Annotated in this window: 10 protein-coding genes; 8 read left to right on the top strand and 2 right to left on the bottom strand. The window is 73.5% G+C overall.

Going from position 1 to position 19,153, the window contains the following annotated elements; all coding sequences use genetic code 11:
- Positions 1 to 85: 85 nt before the first annotated feature.
- From ACGFR7_RS24115 to ACGFR7_RS24090, 6 genes are all read left to right on the top strand, one after another.
- Positions 86 to 3,928, top strand: coding sequence for a tubulin-like doman-containing protein (locus ACGFR7_RS24115; RefSeq protein ID WP_393322811.1), 3,843 nt, complete (start codon positions 86 to 88; stop codon positions 3,926 to 3,928).
- A complete protein-coding gene (locus tag ACGFR7_RS24110) occupies positions 3,925 to 6,486 on the top strand; it encodes a hypothetical protein (protein WP_393322808.1) in 2,562 nt (853 codons plus the stop codon). Before ACGFR7_RS24115 ends, ACGFR7_RS24110 begins: the two co-directional genes overlap by 4 nt.
- Positions 6,483 to 8,594 carry a hypothetical protein gene (locus ACGFR7_RS24105; RefSeq protein ID WP_393322805.1) on the top strand — a complete coding sequence of 704 codons (2,112 nt, stop codon included), beginning with the start codon at positions 6,483 to 6,485 and terminating at the stop codon, positions 8,592 to 8,594. The genes ACGFR7_RS24110 and ACGFR7_RS24105 overlap by 4 nt, the downstream gene beginning before the upstream one ends.
- Positions 8,591 to 10,621 carry a hypothetical protein gene (locus ACGFR7_RS24100; protein WP_393322802.1) on the top strand — a complete coding sequence of 677 codons (2,031 nt, stop codon included), beginning with the start codon at positions 8,591 to 8,593 and terminating at the stop codon, positions 10,619 to 10,621. The genes ACGFR7_RS24105 and ACGFR7_RS24100 overlap by 4 nt, the downstream gene beginning before the upstream one ends.
- Before the next feature lie 429 nt (positions 10,622 to 11,050).
- On the top strand, positions 11,051 to 12,190 hold the full coding sequence (rsgA, locus tag ACGFR7_RS24095) for a ribosome small subunit-dependent GTPase A (RefSeq protein WP_393322800.1): 1,140 nt from the start codon (positions 11,051 to 11,053) through the stop codon (positions 12,188 to 12,190).
- A gap of 174 nt (positions 12,191 to 12,364) precedes the next feature.
- A complete protein-coding gene (locus ACGFR7_RS24090; protein WP_393322797.1) occupies positions 12,365 to 14,254 on the top strand; it encodes an AlkA N-terminal domain-containing protein in 1,890 nt (629 codons plus the stop codon).
- A gap of 29 nt (positions 14,255 to 14,283) precedes the next feature.
- Here the strand turns inward: ACGFR7_RS24090 and ACGFR7_RS24085 are convergent, their stop codons facing one another.
- Positions 14,284 to 14,766 (bottom strand): DUF456 domain-containing protein, encoded by a 483-nt coding sequence (locus tag ACGFR7_RS24085; protein WP_393322794.1) that lies wholly within the window; start codon positions 14,764 to 14,766, stop codon positions 14,284 to 14,286.
- A 458-nt stretch (positions 14,767 to 15,224) separates the two neighbouring features.
- Here ACGFR7_RS24085 and ACGFR7_RS24080 point away from each other — a divergent pair, with 458 nt between their 5' ends.
- Both ACGFR7_RS24080 and ACGFR7_RS24075 read left to right on the top strand, forming a co-directional pair.
- Complete coding sequence (locus ACGFR7_RS24080) at positions 15,225 to 16,916, top strand: protein phosphatase 2C domain-containing protein (protein WP_393322791.1); 1,692 nt, start codon at positions 15,225 to 15,227, stop codon at positions 16,914 to 16,916.
- 166 nt (positions 16,917 to 17,082) lie between these two features.
- Positions 17,083 to 18,825 (top strand): pyruvate dehydrogenase, encoded by a 1,743-nt coding sequence (locus ACGFR7_RS24075; RefSeq protein ID WP_393322789.1) that lies wholly within the window; start codon positions 17,083 to 17,085, stop codon positions 18,823 to 18,825.
- 17 nt (positions 18,826 to 18,842) lie between these two features.
- Here ACGFR7_RS24075 and ACGFR7_RS24070 read toward each other — a convergent pair whose 3' ends face one another.
- Positions 18,843 to 19,067 (bottom strand): hypothetical protein, encoded by a 225-nt coding sequence (locus ACGFR7_RS24070; RefSeq protein WP_393322786.1) that lies wholly within the window; start codon positions 19,065 to 19,067, stop codon positions 18,843 to 18,845.
- Between the last annotated feature and the right edge of the window lie 86 nt (positions 19,068 to 19,153).

Genomic DNA, 19,153 nt, shown 5'->3' with positions numbered 1-19,153 from the left:
CGTCGCGGCCACCGTGCCGCGAGGAATCCACAGACGTATCGAGGACGAACCGGCCGCCGATACGGCCGCATGCGGGAGGGAACCCATGAAGATCTTCCAGCCGATGCTCTTCGTCGGCCTGGGCGGCACCGGTGGCCTGGTCGGTGCCGAACTGGAACGCAAGCTGCGCGCAGAGCTGTGCGGTCCGGACGGCGTCGCACTCAGCCACCTGAGCGGCCACGCCCCCTACCAGCTTCCCGACTGCCTGCAGTTCGTGTACGCGGACTACAGCGAGTCCGACCTGCAGCGTCTGCCCCAGTTCAATGTGGACCCGTCGCTGCGCGCCGCGTACGCCCGTACCTCCCGGGCCACCCACAACCTGCTGCCGAACTTCGACAGTTCACCGGAAGTGACCAAGATGCTCCGGGCGAGCCTGCGGGACGAGGTCTCCGGCTGGCTGCCGCCGCGCATCGACGAGCCGAAGGTCACCCCGCTCCACAACGGCGCGGGGCAACTGCCCACGGTCGGGCGCGCCGCCCTGTTCGCCACGCTCCGGCACAGCCTCGCGCCGGTTCTGGAACCCCTCCTCCAGGCGATCGACGCGATCGCCAAGTCGGCCGGGGAGCTGAGCGAGCTCGGTGGCGGCAAGGTCAACGGCTGCGATGTGTTCGTCGCCTTCTCGGTCGCGGGAGGCACCGGCGCCGGGATCTTCCTGGACTATCTGCACTTGATCAACCACGCCTTCCACCTGCGCCGCTTCGACGGGGTGAAGATCTACCCGCTGGTCGTGATGCCCTCCTCGTTCTCCTCCGCCGCCGGCGGCGGACGGGAGGCGGAGCTCAACTCGGCCCGTGCGCTGGTCGACCTGTTCCGGCTGGTGGACGGGCAGAACGCGCCGACGGAAGGGGCGGAGATCGGCGACCTGGACCATGACTCCGGTCTGGGTATCCGCTACCCGGGCACGACACCGATCCGGCTGCGGACCGGCATTCTGCCCACCGCATTCCTGTTCAGCCCGACCGCGGGTATCCGCCAGGACGACCTGCGCCGCTCCATCGTCTCCCTGGTGATGTCCCTGATCGGCACCGAGCTGGGCGACGGCCGCTCCCGGGGACGGACGACGGCGGCCGACGACGACTTCCAGACCTTCGCCGCGAGCTTCATCAACCGGGGGGTGCACCGCAGCGCCATGTCCCCGACCGGCATCGGCCGGCAGGGCGTGTCCACCAGCCTGGTGGCCTCCATGACCGCCCCGATGGACCAACTGGCCGACCTGGTGGCCGGCCGGCTGCTGCGGGAGGCCGTCACCGATCTGGTGGAGCGGCCGCGTACCGCGCTGCGGGAAACCGCGGTGCCGATGATCCGGCAGCTGTTCGCCGACTCCCATCTCGAAGAACTCTGGGAACGCCCGCAGTTGCCCGTACCGGAGCCCGACCCGCTGCCGCGCGGCAGCCGGGCCATCGAGCAGGCGCTCGGTGAACGCATCGCGGACATGCAGCGGCTGCTGTCCGACCTCCAGTCCCTCGCCGACCGGCAGACCGCCTCGATGGCCGACCGCTTCGCCCCGCGCCCCGCCATCGACAAGCTCCTGCAGACCGTGGACCCCTTCCTCGCCGAACGCGTCGTGCGGGGCGTTCCTGACAGCGATGAACCGATCGCCCGGGCCGGGTTCCTGGGCATGCTCAACAGCCGCTCCGTCGCCCCCCAGCGCCCGCCGGGGGTGACCGAGCAGCCGCCCAAGACCCCCCGGATCAAAGGCCGGATGGCCGGCATGTCACCGGCCCGCTGGGGCGACGACGACGTGCAGGCGGCCCTCCAGGAGCAGGACACCTGGTACCAGTGGCGCAGCCGGATCCTGTGGCACGAGGCATGGCGGGAGCAGCAGCAGCGCTGGCAGCCCCAGGCGGACGCGGCCGGAACCGACCTCGGGCGTCTGGTCAACGCCTTCCGCAAACACTCCGACCAGGAGCGCAAGGTATCCGCACAGAAGGGCCTTGAACTCTACGAGGACCGCACCGGGATCTCCTATCTGCTGCCACCGCAGCGCACCCTCAACCACTTCTACGAGGACCTGGTCACCCGGCTGATCCGCCGGGAGGGGCTGCGCGACCACGACGACGAGGCCACGCTCCTGCTCAAGATGATCGACGGGGACACCTGGCGCACGGTCCACTCGCTCAGCCGCCGCAGCCCCGACAGCGCGGTGGCGATGGTCAAGGCACAGCTGGAAGGCCGCATCACGCGACTGTTCGCCGAGGGCGGCGAACATCTGGAGGAGCGCCCGCTGCTGCCGTCCATGAGCACCCTGCTGGCCGCCGCCGCAGGCGACGCGGACGCCACCGACCACGTCAGCAAGGAAGCGCTCGACCTCTTCGGCCGCAAGCTGACCGGGCTGCTGCCGGTGGGCTTCACCCCGGAGGGCACCGGGCCGCTGCGGGTCCTGGTCACGCACCCGCGCGTGCAGGCCGTGGAGGAGGTGCAGGAGTACCTGGGCAAGGCCCTGCGGCTGCCCTCCGACGCCAAGAACTCCGTGGAGTACCGGGGAGTGGAGAGCGATTCGATCACCGTGGTCCTCTTCCGCAGCGAGATGAGCCTGACCCAGGTGCCCGAGGCCCGCAAGGTGCTGCGCCAGTGGGCCAGGGCGAAGGACTCCGAGCAGGCCCAGGACGTGCTGCGGTGGCGTCAGCGGCTCGGGTTCCGGGACAGCTGGATGGTCAGCAGCGAGGAGGACCGCCGCGCCATCCTGCACCGGCTCCTGTGCTGCATGTGGAACGGCCAGGTGGACGTGGTGGACGGCGACTCGGTGTCGCCGGACCGCGTGCGGCTGAGGCTGTTCCCCGAGACGGGCGACAACGTGCCCGGCGTCCGGCTGCGGCTCGGTGACTTCCCCGGTGGCGTGTCGAGCTGGGCGGAGCTGCTGCGCTCGTACGAACGCTGGACCGTCCTCGACGACGAACGGATCGTCGAGGACTACTGCCGCGAACTGATGGGGGCCCAGCCGCTGGGGCTGGGCAGGAGCGGCAGCGCACCGCATCCGCTCTTCGTCGAACTGGTCGAGAAGATCGCCCCGCGCCAGCTGGAACTGCTGGCGGACCGCCGGGAGCGCGGCGGCGAGCGGGTCGAGGGCTGGGTGCGGCCGCTGTGGGAGTTCTGGGCGGAGACGCTGCCGGCCGCTCTGGACACCGAGTTCGGGGACCAGCGTGCCGTCCAGCCGACCCTGCGCACGCTGCTGGAGCACGTGCGCGGCGGAACGCCGAAGCCGCGCGTCCGCAAGGAGCTTTCGGAACCCCGGCGTGCCGTGTCCGATGACGACGACTGGGGCACCGCACCGCGCGCCTCCGCCGACGCGTACCAGGACGGCCGCACCGCGGGTTCGCGGCGCGCGGCGGTGGACGACCATGACGGCGGGTACGGCGCCGAGCGGTACGGAGGCGACCGGCACGGCGACGAGCGGTACGACGCCGAGCGGTACGGAGGCGACCGGCACGGAGGCGACCGGCACGGCAACGGCCGCGGTGACGGTTTCGGCGAAGACGGCAGGCAGGCCCGGGGCGAGCGGTCCGGCACGGGCGGGAGGGGCGGCAGGGACGAGAGCAACGCCGCAGCCGGCTGGGGGGAACCGACGCCACCTGCCTCCGGCAGCTACGACCACGGAGACGGCGCGACGCACGACGACGGCACCCGGCGCTCCTTCGGTGACCGGGACCGGGGCCGGGACCGCGTCAACGGGCACTCCGGCAGCGCCGACCGGCCGTGGGCGCCCTGGGACGAACCCGGCGACTCCCGCCCGAACGGCGGCACCGACGACCGGGACACCGACGACCGGGGCAGCGCCGACCGCGGCAGTGACGACCGGAGCACCGACGACCGGAGCACCGACGACCGGAACAGTGACGACCGCGGCAGCGACCGCTCACGCCGCAACCCCTGGGACGGTGATGCGGAGTGATCACCCCCGAGGACACCGGTGCCGTCATCCACCTGGACCTGCGTACCGGGGCGGCGGACCTCGACACCGCCCCGGCCCTGCGGGCCACGGTCGCCCGGCAGTTGGGCCGGGCCGGGCTCCCGGAACCCGACCACCCGCTGTTCCTGGTGGTCGACACCCCGGCCGGACTCACCGACCACCAGCAGCAGTACGAACTGCTCACCGCCTACCGGGCCGTGGGCGAGGTCAGGATCCTGGTCCTTCTGGTGGGCAGTGCACCCGGTTCGTATGACGGTGAGGACGAAATCCTCCAGCCGGACCGCCGGCTGGTGCGGCCGGCGGTGCTGCGGGCTTCGGGCACCGCCCTGCTGTGGGCGGGCGATCTGCGCTCCGCCCGCACGGCGCTGGAACAGCCTGCGCCCGATGCTCCCGAGGCGCTGGCGGTCCTGGTGGACCTGCTGTCGGTACCGGACGTCTTCCTGAGGGTGCTCGACGACTTCGCATCGCTGCCCGACACCGTCGCCGCGCCCGGGGTGCGGCTGCTGGAGCAGGACCTGCCGCCGGAGGTGCGCGACCGGGCCTGGCGCGACGCGCTCGCCCGGTTCGCCGGCGAGGACACCGAACTCGCACCGGATCTGCCGGTGACCGCCTGGAGCGCAGCCGATCTGCCGGAGCCGCTGCGCGGGCTGGTGGCGGGCCGGATCGGCCGTGACCTGCGGCACCGCGAGGCGGGCGGAATGGCGGACGCCGCGTACCACGCATGCGCGACGGCCCTGGACGACGCCGAGGAGGCGCTGGCCGGGCTGCGTTCCGTCCCCGGACTGCTGAGGGCTGCCCGCAGGGAGGCGTTCGAGGCGGACCTCGACCAGGCGCGCCAGACACTCGGTGACTACCGGGACCTCGTCGGCACGGCTCTGCACAGCGGCGGCTCCGGCACGGTGCCGTCCGCCGCCGAATCGGCGGCGCGGCTCGCAGCCCTCGGCCTGCGGGTGCCCTCGGCCGAGGGTGTGGGCGAGCGGATCGGCGAGGGGCTGCGGGAGTTCGCCGGGAGGCTGTTGGGGCAGGGGCTCGCCCTGCGCGCGGTGGCCCAGCGCTTCACCGGACTGGCCGGCCGGGTGGAGCCGGTGCCGGGTTCGGCGCTGCTGCCGAAGCTCGCCGAGCACTCCGCCGAGGCGGTGGCCCGGCGGTCCGGGGCGGGGAGCGTCCCGGTGCCCGGGCCGGTGGCCGGGCCGTCGGCGGCGGCCGCGGCGGGGCTGCTCGGCGCGCTGTGGCAGGGGCCGTACGTGGCGCTGGCGATCGCTGTCCCGCTGGTGTTCCTCGGCCTCGCGGTGTTCGGCGCATCCCGGCTGCGGGGCACCGGGTACCCGAAACGCTGGGCCACGGGCCCCCGGGCCGCGGCGCTCGGCGGTGCCGTGGCCGGAGTGGCCGTGGCGTACGCGACCGAGCCTCCGCTCTGGCTGAGCGCCCCCGCTCTGGTGGTGGCTCTCGGCATCGCGGTGGAGACGGCGCGCCGGCTCTGGCGCGCGGCTGCCGACTGCTGGGCCACGGTCCACGGGACCACCGCGCTGCGCCAGGCCCTGGGCGGGCTCGACGCCCTGCTGGCCGAGGCGGTCCGTGAGCACTGGGCCGCAGACGAACGCCTGTACTGTGCCGACGCGGCCCGGTCCGTCGCCGGCATGCTGAGGGCGACGGCCGCCGCCGCGGACGCCGAGGCGGCGCCCGAGCCGGAGCGGTCCCCGGCCGCCGTCGCGTCCCACGCCACCGAGCCGCTGGACGCGGAGGACTGGCTGTCCAGCACCTCGGCCCTGGAGACGGACGCCTTCACCGCGTCCGGCGATGACGACAGCGACTGGGCGAGCGCGTACGCCTGGGAGGACGGGCCCGCCTGGGACGAGGCCTCCGCGGAGCGGAGTGCGGCGCGGCCCGCCGACCCGTGGGAGGACGGCACCGCCGGGGCTCCGCGCTGGCTGGACCGTGAGAGCGGCGAGGGCGGGCCGGAGCTGGTGGCCACGCTCGCCGGTGATCTGACGGACGCCGCCATGGTCGCGATGGCCCCCTACTGGGGGGCCGTCGAACGCGGCCAGGCCGGCGCCCTCGCCCTGCGGCGCACCGAGGACCGGGTCCGCGAGCTGCTGTCGACGGCCCGTCGGCACCTCCAGCGCAACGGGGTGTCGGCCCCGCCCCCGTTCGCCGCCGCACACCGGACCCGCGCCACCTCGGCGAACCTGCTGGGGACCGACCCGCAGCGGGTGGCCGAGCTGGTCGGCGCAGAGCCCGAACGGCAGGCCGTGGTGCAGCTGTCCTCGCCCGAACAGGGCGCGCTGCTCAGCCGCGACCCGGCGGCGGCGGTGTGGATCAGGTTCGCGCCGGAGGCCGTACGCAGCGAGGTCGAGAAGGCCTGGCGGACGAGCGGTGCGGCCTGGCCCCAGGGGACGCTGTGGACGTCGTCGGGACGGTACGCCGGCCTGATCCGGCTCACCCCGCTGCGGATGGGAGTGGTGGATACCGTCCGGCCCCGTGAGAGCCCCGCATCCGACCGCGCGAACGGGTACGAACGAAGGGACGGTGACCGCTGGTGACCAACAGCCCGCACTCCCACCTGGCAGAGCCGGACAGTTCGCAGCGGACCACACTTGCCTTCACCGCCCCCTCGGGGCGGCGCCGTATCGCCCCCGTCCGCTTCGGCCGCGAATCCCGCCGCGATCCGCTGCTGCCCCAGCGGATCCGCAACGGCCTGCTCGACGACGAGGGGCAGCAGTTCGTCCAGGTGCGCCTGACCGCCGCCGACGCGGCGAACCCGGCGGCTCGGGCGCTCCTGGACGCGGAGACGGGCACAGCCCTGCACCTGCACCGGGTGCTCGACGACACGGAGTACGCGACGCTCTTCCCGCGGATCGTCGGCTACGAACTGGACACCGCCGAGCCGTTCTTGCTCTACGCCGCACCACGCGGCACCGCCGCCGTGCGCACCCATGTGATGTCCGCGACCGATCAGCGGGTCCTCGCCCGCGACCTGATGCTGGGGCTGTGCCTGCTGGAGCGCCAGGGCCTGGTGTTACGTGGCATCTCGCCCGCCACCGTGCTCTGGGACGGCACCTCGCTCCAGCTCTGGGGGCTGGAAGGGGTGGCCCGCACCGGACGGCCGAGGACCCGGTGGGGCCGGGCGCCCTACTGCTCGCCCGAACAGCGCAGGGGCGAGGGCCTGGTCGACTCCCGGGACGCGGTGTGGAGCGTGGCCCAGGTGCTCTACCAGCTGGTGACCGGCCGGCCCGGCCCCACCGACCGGGCGCCCGCCGACCTCGGCGAGCACCGGGTGCTCGCGGAGACGCTGCGGGGCGCTTTCGCCCCGCTGGCAGCCGGCCGGCCGACGCCCGCCCGGCTGCTCGATCTCCTGGCCCCGGGGGCCGCCCGGCGCATCGCGCTCTCCGTGCCGGCCGACGAGACGCGCCCGCACCGGGAGGCGTTCGCGCAGGCGCTGCGTCTCAAGCGGCAGGCGCCCGCCGCCGCACCCCGCGACGGGGCCGGCGGGTCAGCCGGGAGAAGCAACGGTGAAGTGCTCTGCCCGTACTGCCTGGAGACCATCCAGCTCGACCTCACGTCGCTGTTCGTCACCGACAGCAAGATGCAGTACCAGGCCCTGGATCCCTCGGGCATCAGCAACCCCTTGCGGCGCCAGGACGTCATGCGCGGTGCCGTCCAGAAGTGCACGGCGGACCCGGACTTCCCCGAGCACTTCATCCCGGTGCCCTACCTCACCTACGGCCGCCCCCTGACCGTCGCGATGGTCGGCCAGTCCTCCACCGGCAAGAGCCACCTGCTGACCCAGATGATCGCGGAGATCACGGACGGCGGCCTGGAGCCGTTCGGCCTCAAGTGGCAGTCCGTCAACCCGGAGCAACACGCCCGGTTCGTACGGGAACGGGTGCAGCCGCTGCGCAACGGCAAGGTCCTCGACCACACCGGCGGCCTCGGCCTGGACGGCTTCGCCCGCTTCGTGGAATCCCTCCTGCTCACCGACGCGCGCGGGCAGGTACGTCCGGTCGCCTTCTTCGACCTCGGCGGCGAGGACCTGGTACGCACCGATGCTGCGCTGCGCTTCCTGCTGGGAGTCGACGCCATGGTCTTCGTCGTCGACCCGGCACTGGCTCTCCCGCTGCCGCATCTGGACCACGCCAGGGAACGCTGGGGTCTTGAGGTGAACCGGGACGGCGATCTCGCTTTCGGCACGGTCCTGGACCGACTGCCGAAGAACGGCCCGTATCTGGACGTGGCGGCCGCCATGGTGCTCGGCAAGGCCGACCTCCTGCGCTTCCAGCCACCTGTCGACCGCTGGCTGGGCGAGGCGCCGCCCACCTCGCTCGATCCCACCCTGATGCGCGAGGAAAGCCGGGACGTCTACGGGCTGCTGCGCCACCATGCCGGCCAGGCATGGCTGCGCCCGTTCGACACGATCCGCCGGTGCACCCTGCATGTCGCGTCGGCCACCGGCGGCCAGGAGGAACACGGCCGCTATCCGGCGGGAGCGGGGCCCCGGCGGGTGCTGGAGCCGCTGCTGTCCCTGCTGGCGATGCACGGTCTGATCGAAGTGACCGGCGGCGCCGAGGCGTTCGCCGTGGGGGCGGTTCCCGCGAGGGAAGCGGAACCGTCGTCGGAAGCCGGCAGAGCAGGGGGAGAGGAAGCGAAGTGAGCGACTTCCAGGAGCGGAGGCCACTGACCGGAACGGGCGGACCGGGCGGGCCGGGCGGTGGCGGAGCCGCGGGGCCGGTGCACCAGGTGATCTTCCGGTGGGACGGCAACCAGGGCCGCCAGGGCACCGGTATGAAGGCCGTCGCCCACTCCTGCTCCGCCGAGCGCGCCGAGGAACTGGGCAGAGAACTGGGACCGTTGCTGTGGGTGCCCGGTGCGGCGGCCCCGCGGCAGAGCGTCGTACGCACGCTGTCCCGCGACGGTGAGGTCATGCTCGTCCAGCGCCTGCCCACCACCGACCGTGGCGGACGGCCCAGCACGGTCAGCCATGTCCTGGTCGGCGACCCGCGGACGCTCAAGACCCGTCAGTGTCTCGGCCTCTCCCACGGCGGGTGGAGCAACCGGGAGTCCGCGGAGAGGGCTGCCGGGCGGCTGCGCGCAGTGGGGTGCGCGCAGCTCGACGAGCTGGCGCGCCGGCGACTGCCGGGAATGCAGGAGCTGTTGCCAACGGTCCAGCACGCGCTGATCCTGGTCACCGCGGAGTGGCTGCGCGATCCGGGCCAGCGGGTGTCGCTGCTCACGCCCGAGGAGAAGCTGCCCGGCTGGCCGGACCGGGACGCGGCGTCGCTGGTGTACCTGGGGCTGTTCATGCTGTTCGGTTCCTGGCTCGGCCAGGAGTGGACGTTCGCCACGTACGACACGGTCGATACCCATCAGCTGCGACTGATGTGCGTCCCGCGCTGGGAACCGGACGCGGGCGGGCCGGGACCGCTGGCCCGGATCACGGGGCATCCGCCGGCCGAGCCGCAGTTCGAGCACAGGGCGGCGGCCCGGCTCGTGGGCCACCTCCTGGCCCACCCCGCGGACGGCCCCGGAGTGCCGCAGCTGGTCGACTCGCTGAGGGACGGTGCGGCGCTGGGGTGGCCGCAGCGGCGCACCCTCCTGAAGGAGATCCTGGACGCCGGCCACCGGCCCGTCCCCCGCACCGCCGCGGCACCGCACCGCCTCCCGCCCCCGGACGACGCACCGGCCGGCGAACCGGACGACGCACCGGCCGGCGAACCGGCCCAGGCCCCGGTCGCCCGGCCCGCCGACCCGCAGCCGGAGCCCGCAGCCGTGCCTGCGCCATTTACGCCGACCCTCACCCCCGCCTCTCCTCCGCCGGCCCTCGCGCCCGAGCCCCCACCGGGGCCCGCCCCCACACCCGCCCCCACGCCCACACCCGTAACTCCGCTCCCCCTCCAGACGCCCGCCTCTCGGCCGGCGGCGCTCGGTGCCGGCCGGGCGGCAGCCCACGAAGTGCCCTCACTCCACGAGGACCTGCGTGCCCCTCAGCGCAGGAACGCCGTGCAGGGCGGTCTGCTGAGGGAGCGGCTGCGCACACAGCCCGACGGTCTGCTCCTGGACGAGCTGCGCTCCGCCGGGCTACCACCGGATTCCCTGGACCTGCTGCTGCACGAGCTGGGTGACGACCACCGCGTCCGGGTGCGGGAGACGGCGATGAGGCACGAACTGTGCGCCGAGGTGCTCCGCCACGGCCTGTACTTCGAGCCGAACGGGCAGGGCGCGGAGGCCATTTCGAGGACCGCCATGGCCAGGCGGGCGGCCGACCTCTTCACCTGGGTCGTCGCCCCCCTGGCCCGGGACGAACGCTATCGGCGTGACCTGCAGGAGCTCTTGCACCGTATGTGCCGGGACCGCCACCCCGCCGCGGGCAACTGGCTGTGGCAGAGCATCATCGCACCGGGGAACGGCCTGGCCCCTGACCTGCCTCCCGTCCTGTGGCAGCAGATCCTGCGCGATGTGATCGGCCAGAGCGCTGCTCCGCGTCCGGCTCCGCCCGCGTCCCACGCTGCTTCGCCCGCCACCCCGGTGTCCACCACGTCCCGCGAGCCCTCCGCCACCGTGCCGGAGCCACCCGCCTTCGGTGCCCGGCTCTCCGAGCTGGCGACCAACCCGGGCTGTGTGGTGGGAACCGGAGTCGGAGTGATCGCCGTCCTCCTCGCGATCCTGCTGATCTTTGCCTGATGAGCCGGCAGAAGACTTCGCCGAGGGGGATTTTCCGTATTCCCGGACGGGACCGTGCTGAAGAGCGCCGGCTAACGACCGTCCGCAGACGAGCAGACGGTCCGCAGGTGGTTGCGCACAGCGCGTTGATGGCCGGCTCGTCGGATACCGCAGAGACGTCGTTTCGATGAGTGCCGCGGGGAAAAGGGTTGGCGCAGCGTCCCCGCTGTCCCGTAGGTTCTGTGCCGCAAGCCGTTGAATGCGCGTGTGAAGCGCGTGCGCTTTCGCGAGAACAGGAGGTGAGGACCGTGATGACTGTCATTGCGCCGGGTGCTGCCCGGAACCGGAAGCTCATCCATCCCGCCCCTGTGGTCTCCGGCTGACTGACCTTTCCTTCTTCCCGCGCGTGGTGCGCGGAGCCGGGACCGCTCTTCCTGAAGGGTCATCCCGTTGTTCGACCTCGATTTTTCTGCTGCGCATCCGTTGACCGCCTATGGCTGGGACGACGGGTTCGCGGAGAGTTTCACCCCCTATGCCGGGCAGGGGTTCGTGCCCGGCCGTATCGTCCGCGTGGACCGCGGGCGGGTGGATGTCGTCGTGCCCGAGGCCCAGAGCGAGGCCGAGGGCGTCCGGACCGTGCTGGCGGATACCGCACTCGTGGCGACAAGTGATCCGATGCGGGTGCCGTGTACGGGTGACTGGGCCGTGATCGACCTGGAGAACGGGCTGACCGGTGACCACCTCGACGGTGTCGTCAGGGCGTTGCTGCCGCGGCGTACGGCGTTCTTGCGGTCTGCGTCGTCCAAGCGTTCCGAGGGACAGATCCTTGCCGCGAACGTCGATCATGCGGTGATCGCGGTGTCGCTCGCCGATGCGCTGGACCTCGGGCGTATCGAGCGGTTCGTCTCGCTGGCCTGGGAAGGCGGGGCGCAGCCACTGGTGGTGCTGACGAAGGCGGATCTGGCCGGAGGGCCGGACACGTCGGCGCATCTCGTCGCGGATGCGGAGTCCGCGGCTCCCGGGGTGCAGGTGCTGGCGGTCAGCTCGGCGACCGGTGAGGGGATCGATGTGCTCTCCGCCGTGCTCGCCGGGGACACGTCCGTACTGCTGGGGCAGTCCGGTGCGGGGAAGTCCACGCTGGCCAATGCCCTGCTCGGTGAGGAGGTGCAGCTGGTGCAGGCCATCCGCGACCGGGACGGCAAGGGGCGGCACACCACGACCACCCGGGATCTGCGGGTGCTGCCCAGCGGTGGCGTGCTGATCGATACGCCGGGGCTGCGCGGCGTCGGGATGTGGGATGCGGGGGCCGGGCTGGCCCGGACGTTCTCGGATGTCGAGTCGCTGGCCGAGGGATGCCGCTTCCACGACTGCGCGCATGAGGCGGAGCCCGGCTGCGCGGTGCAAGAGGCCGTCGAGAGCGGGGAGTTGCCCGTGCGGCGGCTGGAGAGCTACCGCAAGCTGCTGCGGGAGAACCAGCGCATCGTGGCGAAGACGGACGCCCGGCTGCGCGCCGAGATCCGCCGGGACTGGAAGCAGAAGCAGGCGCTGGGGCGGCACATGATGGAGCGGAAGCGGGGGCCGCAGAGGTGAGGCGACGTGCGGTGAGGTGAGGCGGGGGAGGCCTGGGGTCGGGGGCGGCCCGGGGCAGGGGGAGGGCATGGCGAGGGCGGGGTGGCGCCGGTCGTGGGCCGGCCCTCCCCCCCCCGTCAACGCCATGTCCGATTCCCGCCGGTCAGAGGGCCGGGCGCGGCACAGACTGAAGGGGTGAGGGACGACGAGGCGAGGTATGAAGCGGTGTCCAGCCGGGACGCGCGGTTCGACGGGGAATTCTTCTTCGCGGTGGCGACGACCGGTATCTACTGCCGGCCGAGCTGTCCCGCGGTCACTCCCAAGCGGGTGAATGTGCGGTTCTTCCCGTCGGCCGCCGCCGCGCAGGCGGCCGGGTTCCGGGCCTGCCGTCGGTGCCGGCCGGATGCCGTGCCGGGGTCGGCCGAGTGGAATGTGCGTGCCGATCTGGTGGGCCGGGCCATGCGGTTCATCGGGGACGGCGTGGTCGACCGCGAGGGCGTCGGTGGGCTGGCGCGGCGGCTGGGGTACAGCTCACGTCAGGTGCAGCGGCAGCTGACCGCGGAGCTCGGCGCGGGGCCGGTGGCGCTGGCGCGGGCCCGTCGCGCGCACACCGCCCGGGTCCTGTTGCAGAGCACGGAGCTGCCGGTCACCGAACTGGCGTTCGCGGCCGGGTTCGCCAGCATCCGGCAGTTCAACGACACCATGCGGGAGATCTATGCCGGCACGCCCAGCGAGCTGCGGGCGGCGGCCGGGCGTGGGGGCGCGGCCGGGCGCGGGAGCGGAACCGCACGTGGGGGCGGCGACAGCGTCGGTCGTGGGGGTGGCGTCGGCCGTGGCGGCAGCGTCGGTCGTGGGGGTGGCGCTCGCGGCTCCGTGCGAAGCGGGGGCGGAACCGGGCCGGGAGGAGCCGGCGGGCCGGAAGGAGCCGGCGTCCGGGGTGTTCCGGCGTCCGCCGGGCTTCCGCTGCGGCTGGCCTACCGGGGGCCGTATGCGGCGGCCGAGATCTTCGACTTTCTGCAGGTGCGGGCGGTGCCCGGCATCGAGGAGGTACGCGGGTCACGTGGCGGGCGTACCTACCGCCGTACGCTGCGCCTCACCCACGGCAGCGGGATCGCCGAGGTCGACGAGCCCATTGGGCCCGCCGGGCGGCGCCGGCCGCCGGCGGGCCTGGTGTGCCCGGCGGCGCGCGGGGCCGGCGGTGGCTGGCTTGAGTGCCGACTGCGGCTGGCCGATCTGCGCGATCTGCCGACGGCCGTGCAGCGGATCCGCCGGCTGTTCGACCTGGATGCCGATCCGTATGCGGTGGCCGAACGGCTCGGCACGGATCCGCTGCTCGGTCCGCTGGTGGCCGAGCGGCCCGGGCTGCGGTCACCGGGCGCGGCGGACGCCGCCGAACTCGCGGTACGGACCGTGCTCGGTGGCCCGCCGGAGCGGGCCGCCGCGCTGGTGCGGAGGTACGGCACCCCGCTGGATGCGGCGGACGGCGGGCTGACCCACCTCTTCCCCGAGCCCGGTGAGCTGACCGGCGGGGAGATCGCGGAGCCGGTCCGTACGCTGTGCACCGCACTCGCCGACGGCGCGGTGCTGCTGGACGTGGGCACGGACCGTGGCGCCGCCGAGCGAGCGCTCGCCACGCTGCCCGGGGTCGGCCCGCGGGCGGCCGCCTACATCAGGATGCGCGCGCTGGGCGACCCTGATGTGGGGGTGGCGTCGCAGGGGAGGGGCCAGGAGCAAAACGGGCACGGGCAGGGGCACGGTGATGGCGACGGGAACGGGGGTGGGGATGGGGATGGGGAAGGCGATGGTTACGGGACGGTGGACCCGGCCGCCGGGTGGCGGCCCTGGGGTGCGTACGCCCTGCACCATCTGTGGCACGCCGGACTGCTGCCGGCGGGGGAGATGCTGACGGCAGAGGCACCGGGAGCGGTGGCGGGAGCGGTGGCGGGAGCGGTGACGGGGCCCGGGCTGTCGGAGCCTTATCGAGCAGGGGAGGGGGCCAGGTCGGCGGCGCCTCATCCGGCGGCGGAGGTGCCGTCCCCGATGGCGGGCCTGCCTGCCTGCACCGTGGACGTCCGGACCGGATGAGACTGCGGCGCGCCGCACCTGCTGACGTCTCAGCCCGCCGCCACCGCGCCCGCCCAGGCGCCGACGACCAGCAGGCAGGCGAACAGCTCGATGAGCACGCTCAGGCCGATGGCGCGCATGGCCGTGCGGGTCGAGGCCCAGGCATCGCCATGGCTGCCGAGCCGGACCCGCTCCAGCAGGTAGAGGCCGCCGACGGCGCCCAGCGGGCCGCCGATGACCGGGATCACGAAGAACCCCACGATGCCGGCCACCCCGGCCAGGAACAGCGCCCGGTACGGCGCTCCCGCGGCCCGCAGATTCCGGACCGGGAGCAGCCACTTCAGCGTCTGGTTGAGGAGCAGCAGGGCGGTGGCGCCCATGAGCACCACCCAGGCGAGGGAAGACTTCTCGGACAGTGTCCACCACAGCACACCCGCCCAGACGATGAGCGGCCCGGGGATGCCGGGCACGAGCACCCCGAGCAGCCCCAGCAGCATCACCAGGCCGACCGCGACCAACTGCCACACACTCATGCGCCGGCCCCATATCGCCCGGCCGGCCCGCCTTGGCCGGGCAGGCCCCTTCTCCTGGCCCGCCGGCTGCTGTTCCCGGCCCGCCCGCTGCCCTCGCTCACGCGCCGGCCTCACTCCCGGCGGGCGCACGCCCCATGACGGCTCGTACGCTGCACACTCTCATGGGCCCAGCGTGCCGGACGCGACCCGGAAGCGCTTGCCGGCCGGCCGGACCGGGCGTACCCGGCGGGTGTTTCGCCGTCAGCCCCGCCCCTTCCGCGTCACCCGGCAAACAGACAACGCCGGAGGGCGAACCGGCCGACACCCATGGCCCTCCGGCCCGCCGGGCCTGAGTCCGCACCCGCCACCCGCGTCAGCCGCCGCATTCCGGCGGACCATCACCCGAAGGAGGCCGGCCGCCCGGTGGACGCTCTTTCGCGCCCTGGCTCGGTCGTGGCCGTCCGGGGACAATACGGCCCATGAATCAGCAGGGAGCCGCTCGGCGCCACGAGGACGACTGGTGGCGGCAGTTGTACGGCGACGGCGACGGCAGCGGTGGTGGCGACGGCGACGGCAGCGGTGGTGGCGGCGGTGACTGCGGCGCGGGCGGTGGCGCGGGCGCCTCGGGCCGCGGCGCGGTGTGCGATGCGGGCCCGTCCGATGCCGGCCTGTCCGGCGCCGGCCCGTCCGATGGAGGTCCGTCCGATGTGGGCCCGTCCGGAGCTCGGGACACCCTCGATGACCGGGTCGAGTCGGCGCTGCGGACACTGAGAGGGCCGGGGCGGGCTGATCCGGCACCGCAAGAGCCCCCGGATCGCGGTGCGGCCGACCCACCACCGTGGCGACCGCCGGGCCGGGCCGCCCCCTCCCCGCCCGAGCCGTGGCAACCGCCGGGCGGGCCCGCACCTTCCCCACCCGAGCCGTCGGCACCGATCCCGCCGCAGTCCACCGGGCCCGGGAGGCACGCGCCATCCGCCGATCGCCCGTCCCCCGGCCTCCCGCTCTCCGACCGCCCTCCTGTCGACGGCCCGCCCACCGACCGCGCGCCGACCGACCGCCCGCCGAACAACCGCCCGCCCACCGACGGGCGAGCCGCCCCATCACCCCGCACCCCGCGGGGCACCCCACCGCCCACCGACGGGCGAGCCGCCCCATCACCCCGCACCCCGCGGGGCACCCCACCGCCCACCGACGGGCGAGCCGCCCCACCGCCCCGCACACCCCGGGACACCGCCCCACCCCCCGCCACCGCCGGCCCCGCCGCTGACCGGCCGCCCTCGCCCGGGGCCGAACCGGGCGAACTGCCCGCCGCCGACCCGGCCACGCTCGACGACCTGGTGCCGGACACCACGCTGGACGGCGCCCGGTACGGCTCACTGACCCTGCGTGCCGCCTCACAGCGTGGTGACGCCGCCCGCCGCCGCGGCGACATACGCCGGGACGCGCTGCTCACCGCCCGCTTCGGAGCCGGCCGGCACGCCCTGATCCTGGTCGCCGTCGCCACGGGCCGGCTGTCCGCCGAGGGCGCCCACCGTGCCGCCCGGGACGCCTGTACCTGGATCGGCGGCGCGGTCGGCCGCAGTTACACCCGACTGGCGGAGGACATCAGGACGGACCGTCGCGGTGCCCTCAAATCCGGGCTGCAACGGCTCACCGACCGCAGCTACGGCAAACTCCGCGGCCGGACGGCGGAGCGGGGCGCCCCACCGGAGCGGCACCCGGCCGCGTTGCGCTGTCTGCTGCTGCCCGCCGACCCGGACTGCCGTACCCGGGTGTTCTTCGGTGTCGGCCCGGGCGGTCTCTTCCTGCTGCGCGACGGCGCCTGGCAGGACCTGGAGCCCGCCGGGACGGACCACCTCACGGGAAAGGCGGCGGGCACCGGCCAACTGCTCGGGCCCGCCCCGGCCCACGACCCGCACCCGAACGGCAGCCCGGCACGACCCGAGCCGTTCCTCTTCCGGACGGCCTTCGCCCGTCCGGGGGACACTCTCCTGCTGTGCACCGCGGGTCTCGCCGAACCGCTGCGGGAGGAGCCCGCCTTCGCCGCCCGGCTGGCCGACCGGTGGTCCGCCCACGGACCGCCGGGACTGGTGGACTTCCTCACCACCGCGCAACTGCCGGCCGAGGACCACCCGAAGGACCGTACGGCCGTGGGGGTGTGGGAGTCGTAGCGCGGTCGGCACAGGGATCCCGGCGCGGACCGGACGGCGAGGTGCGGCGGGGAGGCGAGCCGGGAGGTACAGCGGAGGCGCGCCGCTGCGCCCCATGGGTTCATGATGGAGCGGCACCCACCACGCCGGCGGGCAGCCGCCCACTCGTCGAAGGAGCGAGCACGACATGGCGAAGCAGACCGTGGCCGAGCAGTTCGTGGACATCCTCGTGCGAGCGGGCGTACAGCGGCTCTACGGTGTCGTCGGCGACAGCCTCAACCCGGTGGTGGACGCCATCCGGCGGAACTCCGCGATCGACTGGATCCAGGTCCGTCACGAAGAGGTCGCCGCCTTCGCCGCCGGGGCGGAAGCGCAGCTCACCGGCTCCCTCGCGGCCTGCGCCGGCTCCTGCGGCCCCGGCAACCTGCACCTGATCAACGGCCTGTACGACGCCCATCGCTCCATGGCCCCGGTCCTCGCGCTGGCCTCCCACATCCCCTCCAGCGAGATCGGTACCACCTACTTCCAGGAGACCCACCCCGACCGGCTGTTCGCCGAGTGCAGCCACTACAGCGAACTGATCTCCAGCACCCGGCAGATGCCGCGGGTGCTGCAGACCGCGATCCAGCACGCCATCGGGCGGAGCGGCGTCGCGGTCGTCTCCCTCCCCGGCGACATCGCCGCCGAGCAGGCCCCCGAGCGCACCATCGAACACGCCCTGGTCACCGCGCGCCCGTCGGTGCGCCCCGGGGACGCCGAGACCGACAAGCTGGCCCGGATGATCAACGAGGCCGGCAAGGTCACGCTGTTCTGCGGCAGCGGTACGGCGGGCGCGCACGCCGAGGTCATGGAATTCGCCGAGCGGGTGAAGGCCCCGGTGGGCCATGCGCTGCGCGGCAAGGAGTGGATCCAGTACGACAACCCCTTCGACGTCGGCATGAGCGGACTGCTCGGCTACGGCGCCGCCTACGAGGCCACCCACGAGTGCGACCTGCTGATCCTGCTCGGCACGGACTTCCCCTACGAGGCGTTCCTGCCCGATGACGTCACGATCGTGCAGGTCGATGTCCGCCCCGAACACCTGGGCCGCCGCTCCCCGCTCGACCTGGCCGTCTGGGGCGATGTGCGCGAGACGCTGCGCGGTGTGATGCCCAAGGTGCAGCCGAAGACGGACCGCCGGTTCCTGGACCGGATGCTCAAGAAACACGCCGAGGCTCTGGAGGGCGTGGTCAAGGCGTACACCCGCAAGGTCGAGAAGCACCTGCCGATCCACCCCGAGTACGTCGCCTCGGTCCTGGACGAAGAGGCCGCCGACGACGCGGTCTTCACCGTCGACACCGGTATGTGCAATGTCTGGGCGGCCCGTTACCTCACCCCCAACGGCCGCCGCCGGGTGATCGGTTCGTTCAGCCACGGCTCGATGGCCAATGCGCTGCCGCAGGCGATCGGCGCACAGTTCCTCGACCGCGGGCGCCAGGTCGTCTCGATGTCGGGCGACGGCGGGTTCTCCATGCTGATGGGCGACTTCCTCACCCTGGTCCAGTACGACCTGCCGGTGAAGGTGGTGCTGTTCAACAACTCCGCGCTGGGCATGGTGGAACTGGAGATGCTGGTCTCCGGGCTGCCGTCGTACGGCACGGGTTACCGCAACCCGGACTTCGCGGCCATCGCCCGAGCGGCGGGGGCCCACGGAATCCGGGTGGAGAAGCCCAAGCATCTGCGCAGCGCACTGCGCGAGGCCTTCAAGCACAAGGGACCGGCGCTGGTCGACATCGTCACGGACCCCAACGCCCTGTCCATCCCGCCGAAGATCAGCGCCGAGATGGTGTCCGGCTTCGCCCTGTCGGCCGGCAAGATGGTGCTGGACGGCGGCGTCGGCCGGATGCTGCAGATGGCCCGCTCCAACTTGCGGAACATTCCCAGGATTTAGCGCGGCGCGAGGGCACCTCAGCCGCCGGCGAGCCAGACCACCCCGGCGGTGAAGAGGGCGATCGCCACGGCAGGCGCCGCGTGGCGGAGGCGGCGGATGCCGTCGACACGGTGGAGTGCGAAGCCCACGACAACGGCGGTGAGAAGAACGGCGATGGTTCCGATCGTTCCCGGGAGGGCGCCATGGCTGTACCTGAAGTTGTCGGCGTGCCGTACCCATGCGAATAACCCGGAATACTTCATTCCCCGCCCCCTGGAGCCCTCACGAAAACGCACCGCTGACCGATCGACAATAGCGGCATCGCGACTGCGCCCGACTGCGCCCGACT

Source organism: Streptomyces sp. NPDC048516, from assembly GCF_043199875.1.
Taxonomy (GTDB): Bacteria; Actinomycetota; Actinomycetes; order Streptomycetales; family Streptomycetaceae; genus Streptomyces.
Note: the sequence above shows the minus strand (reverse complement) of the source record. Positions and strands in the feature narration are given on the sequence as shown.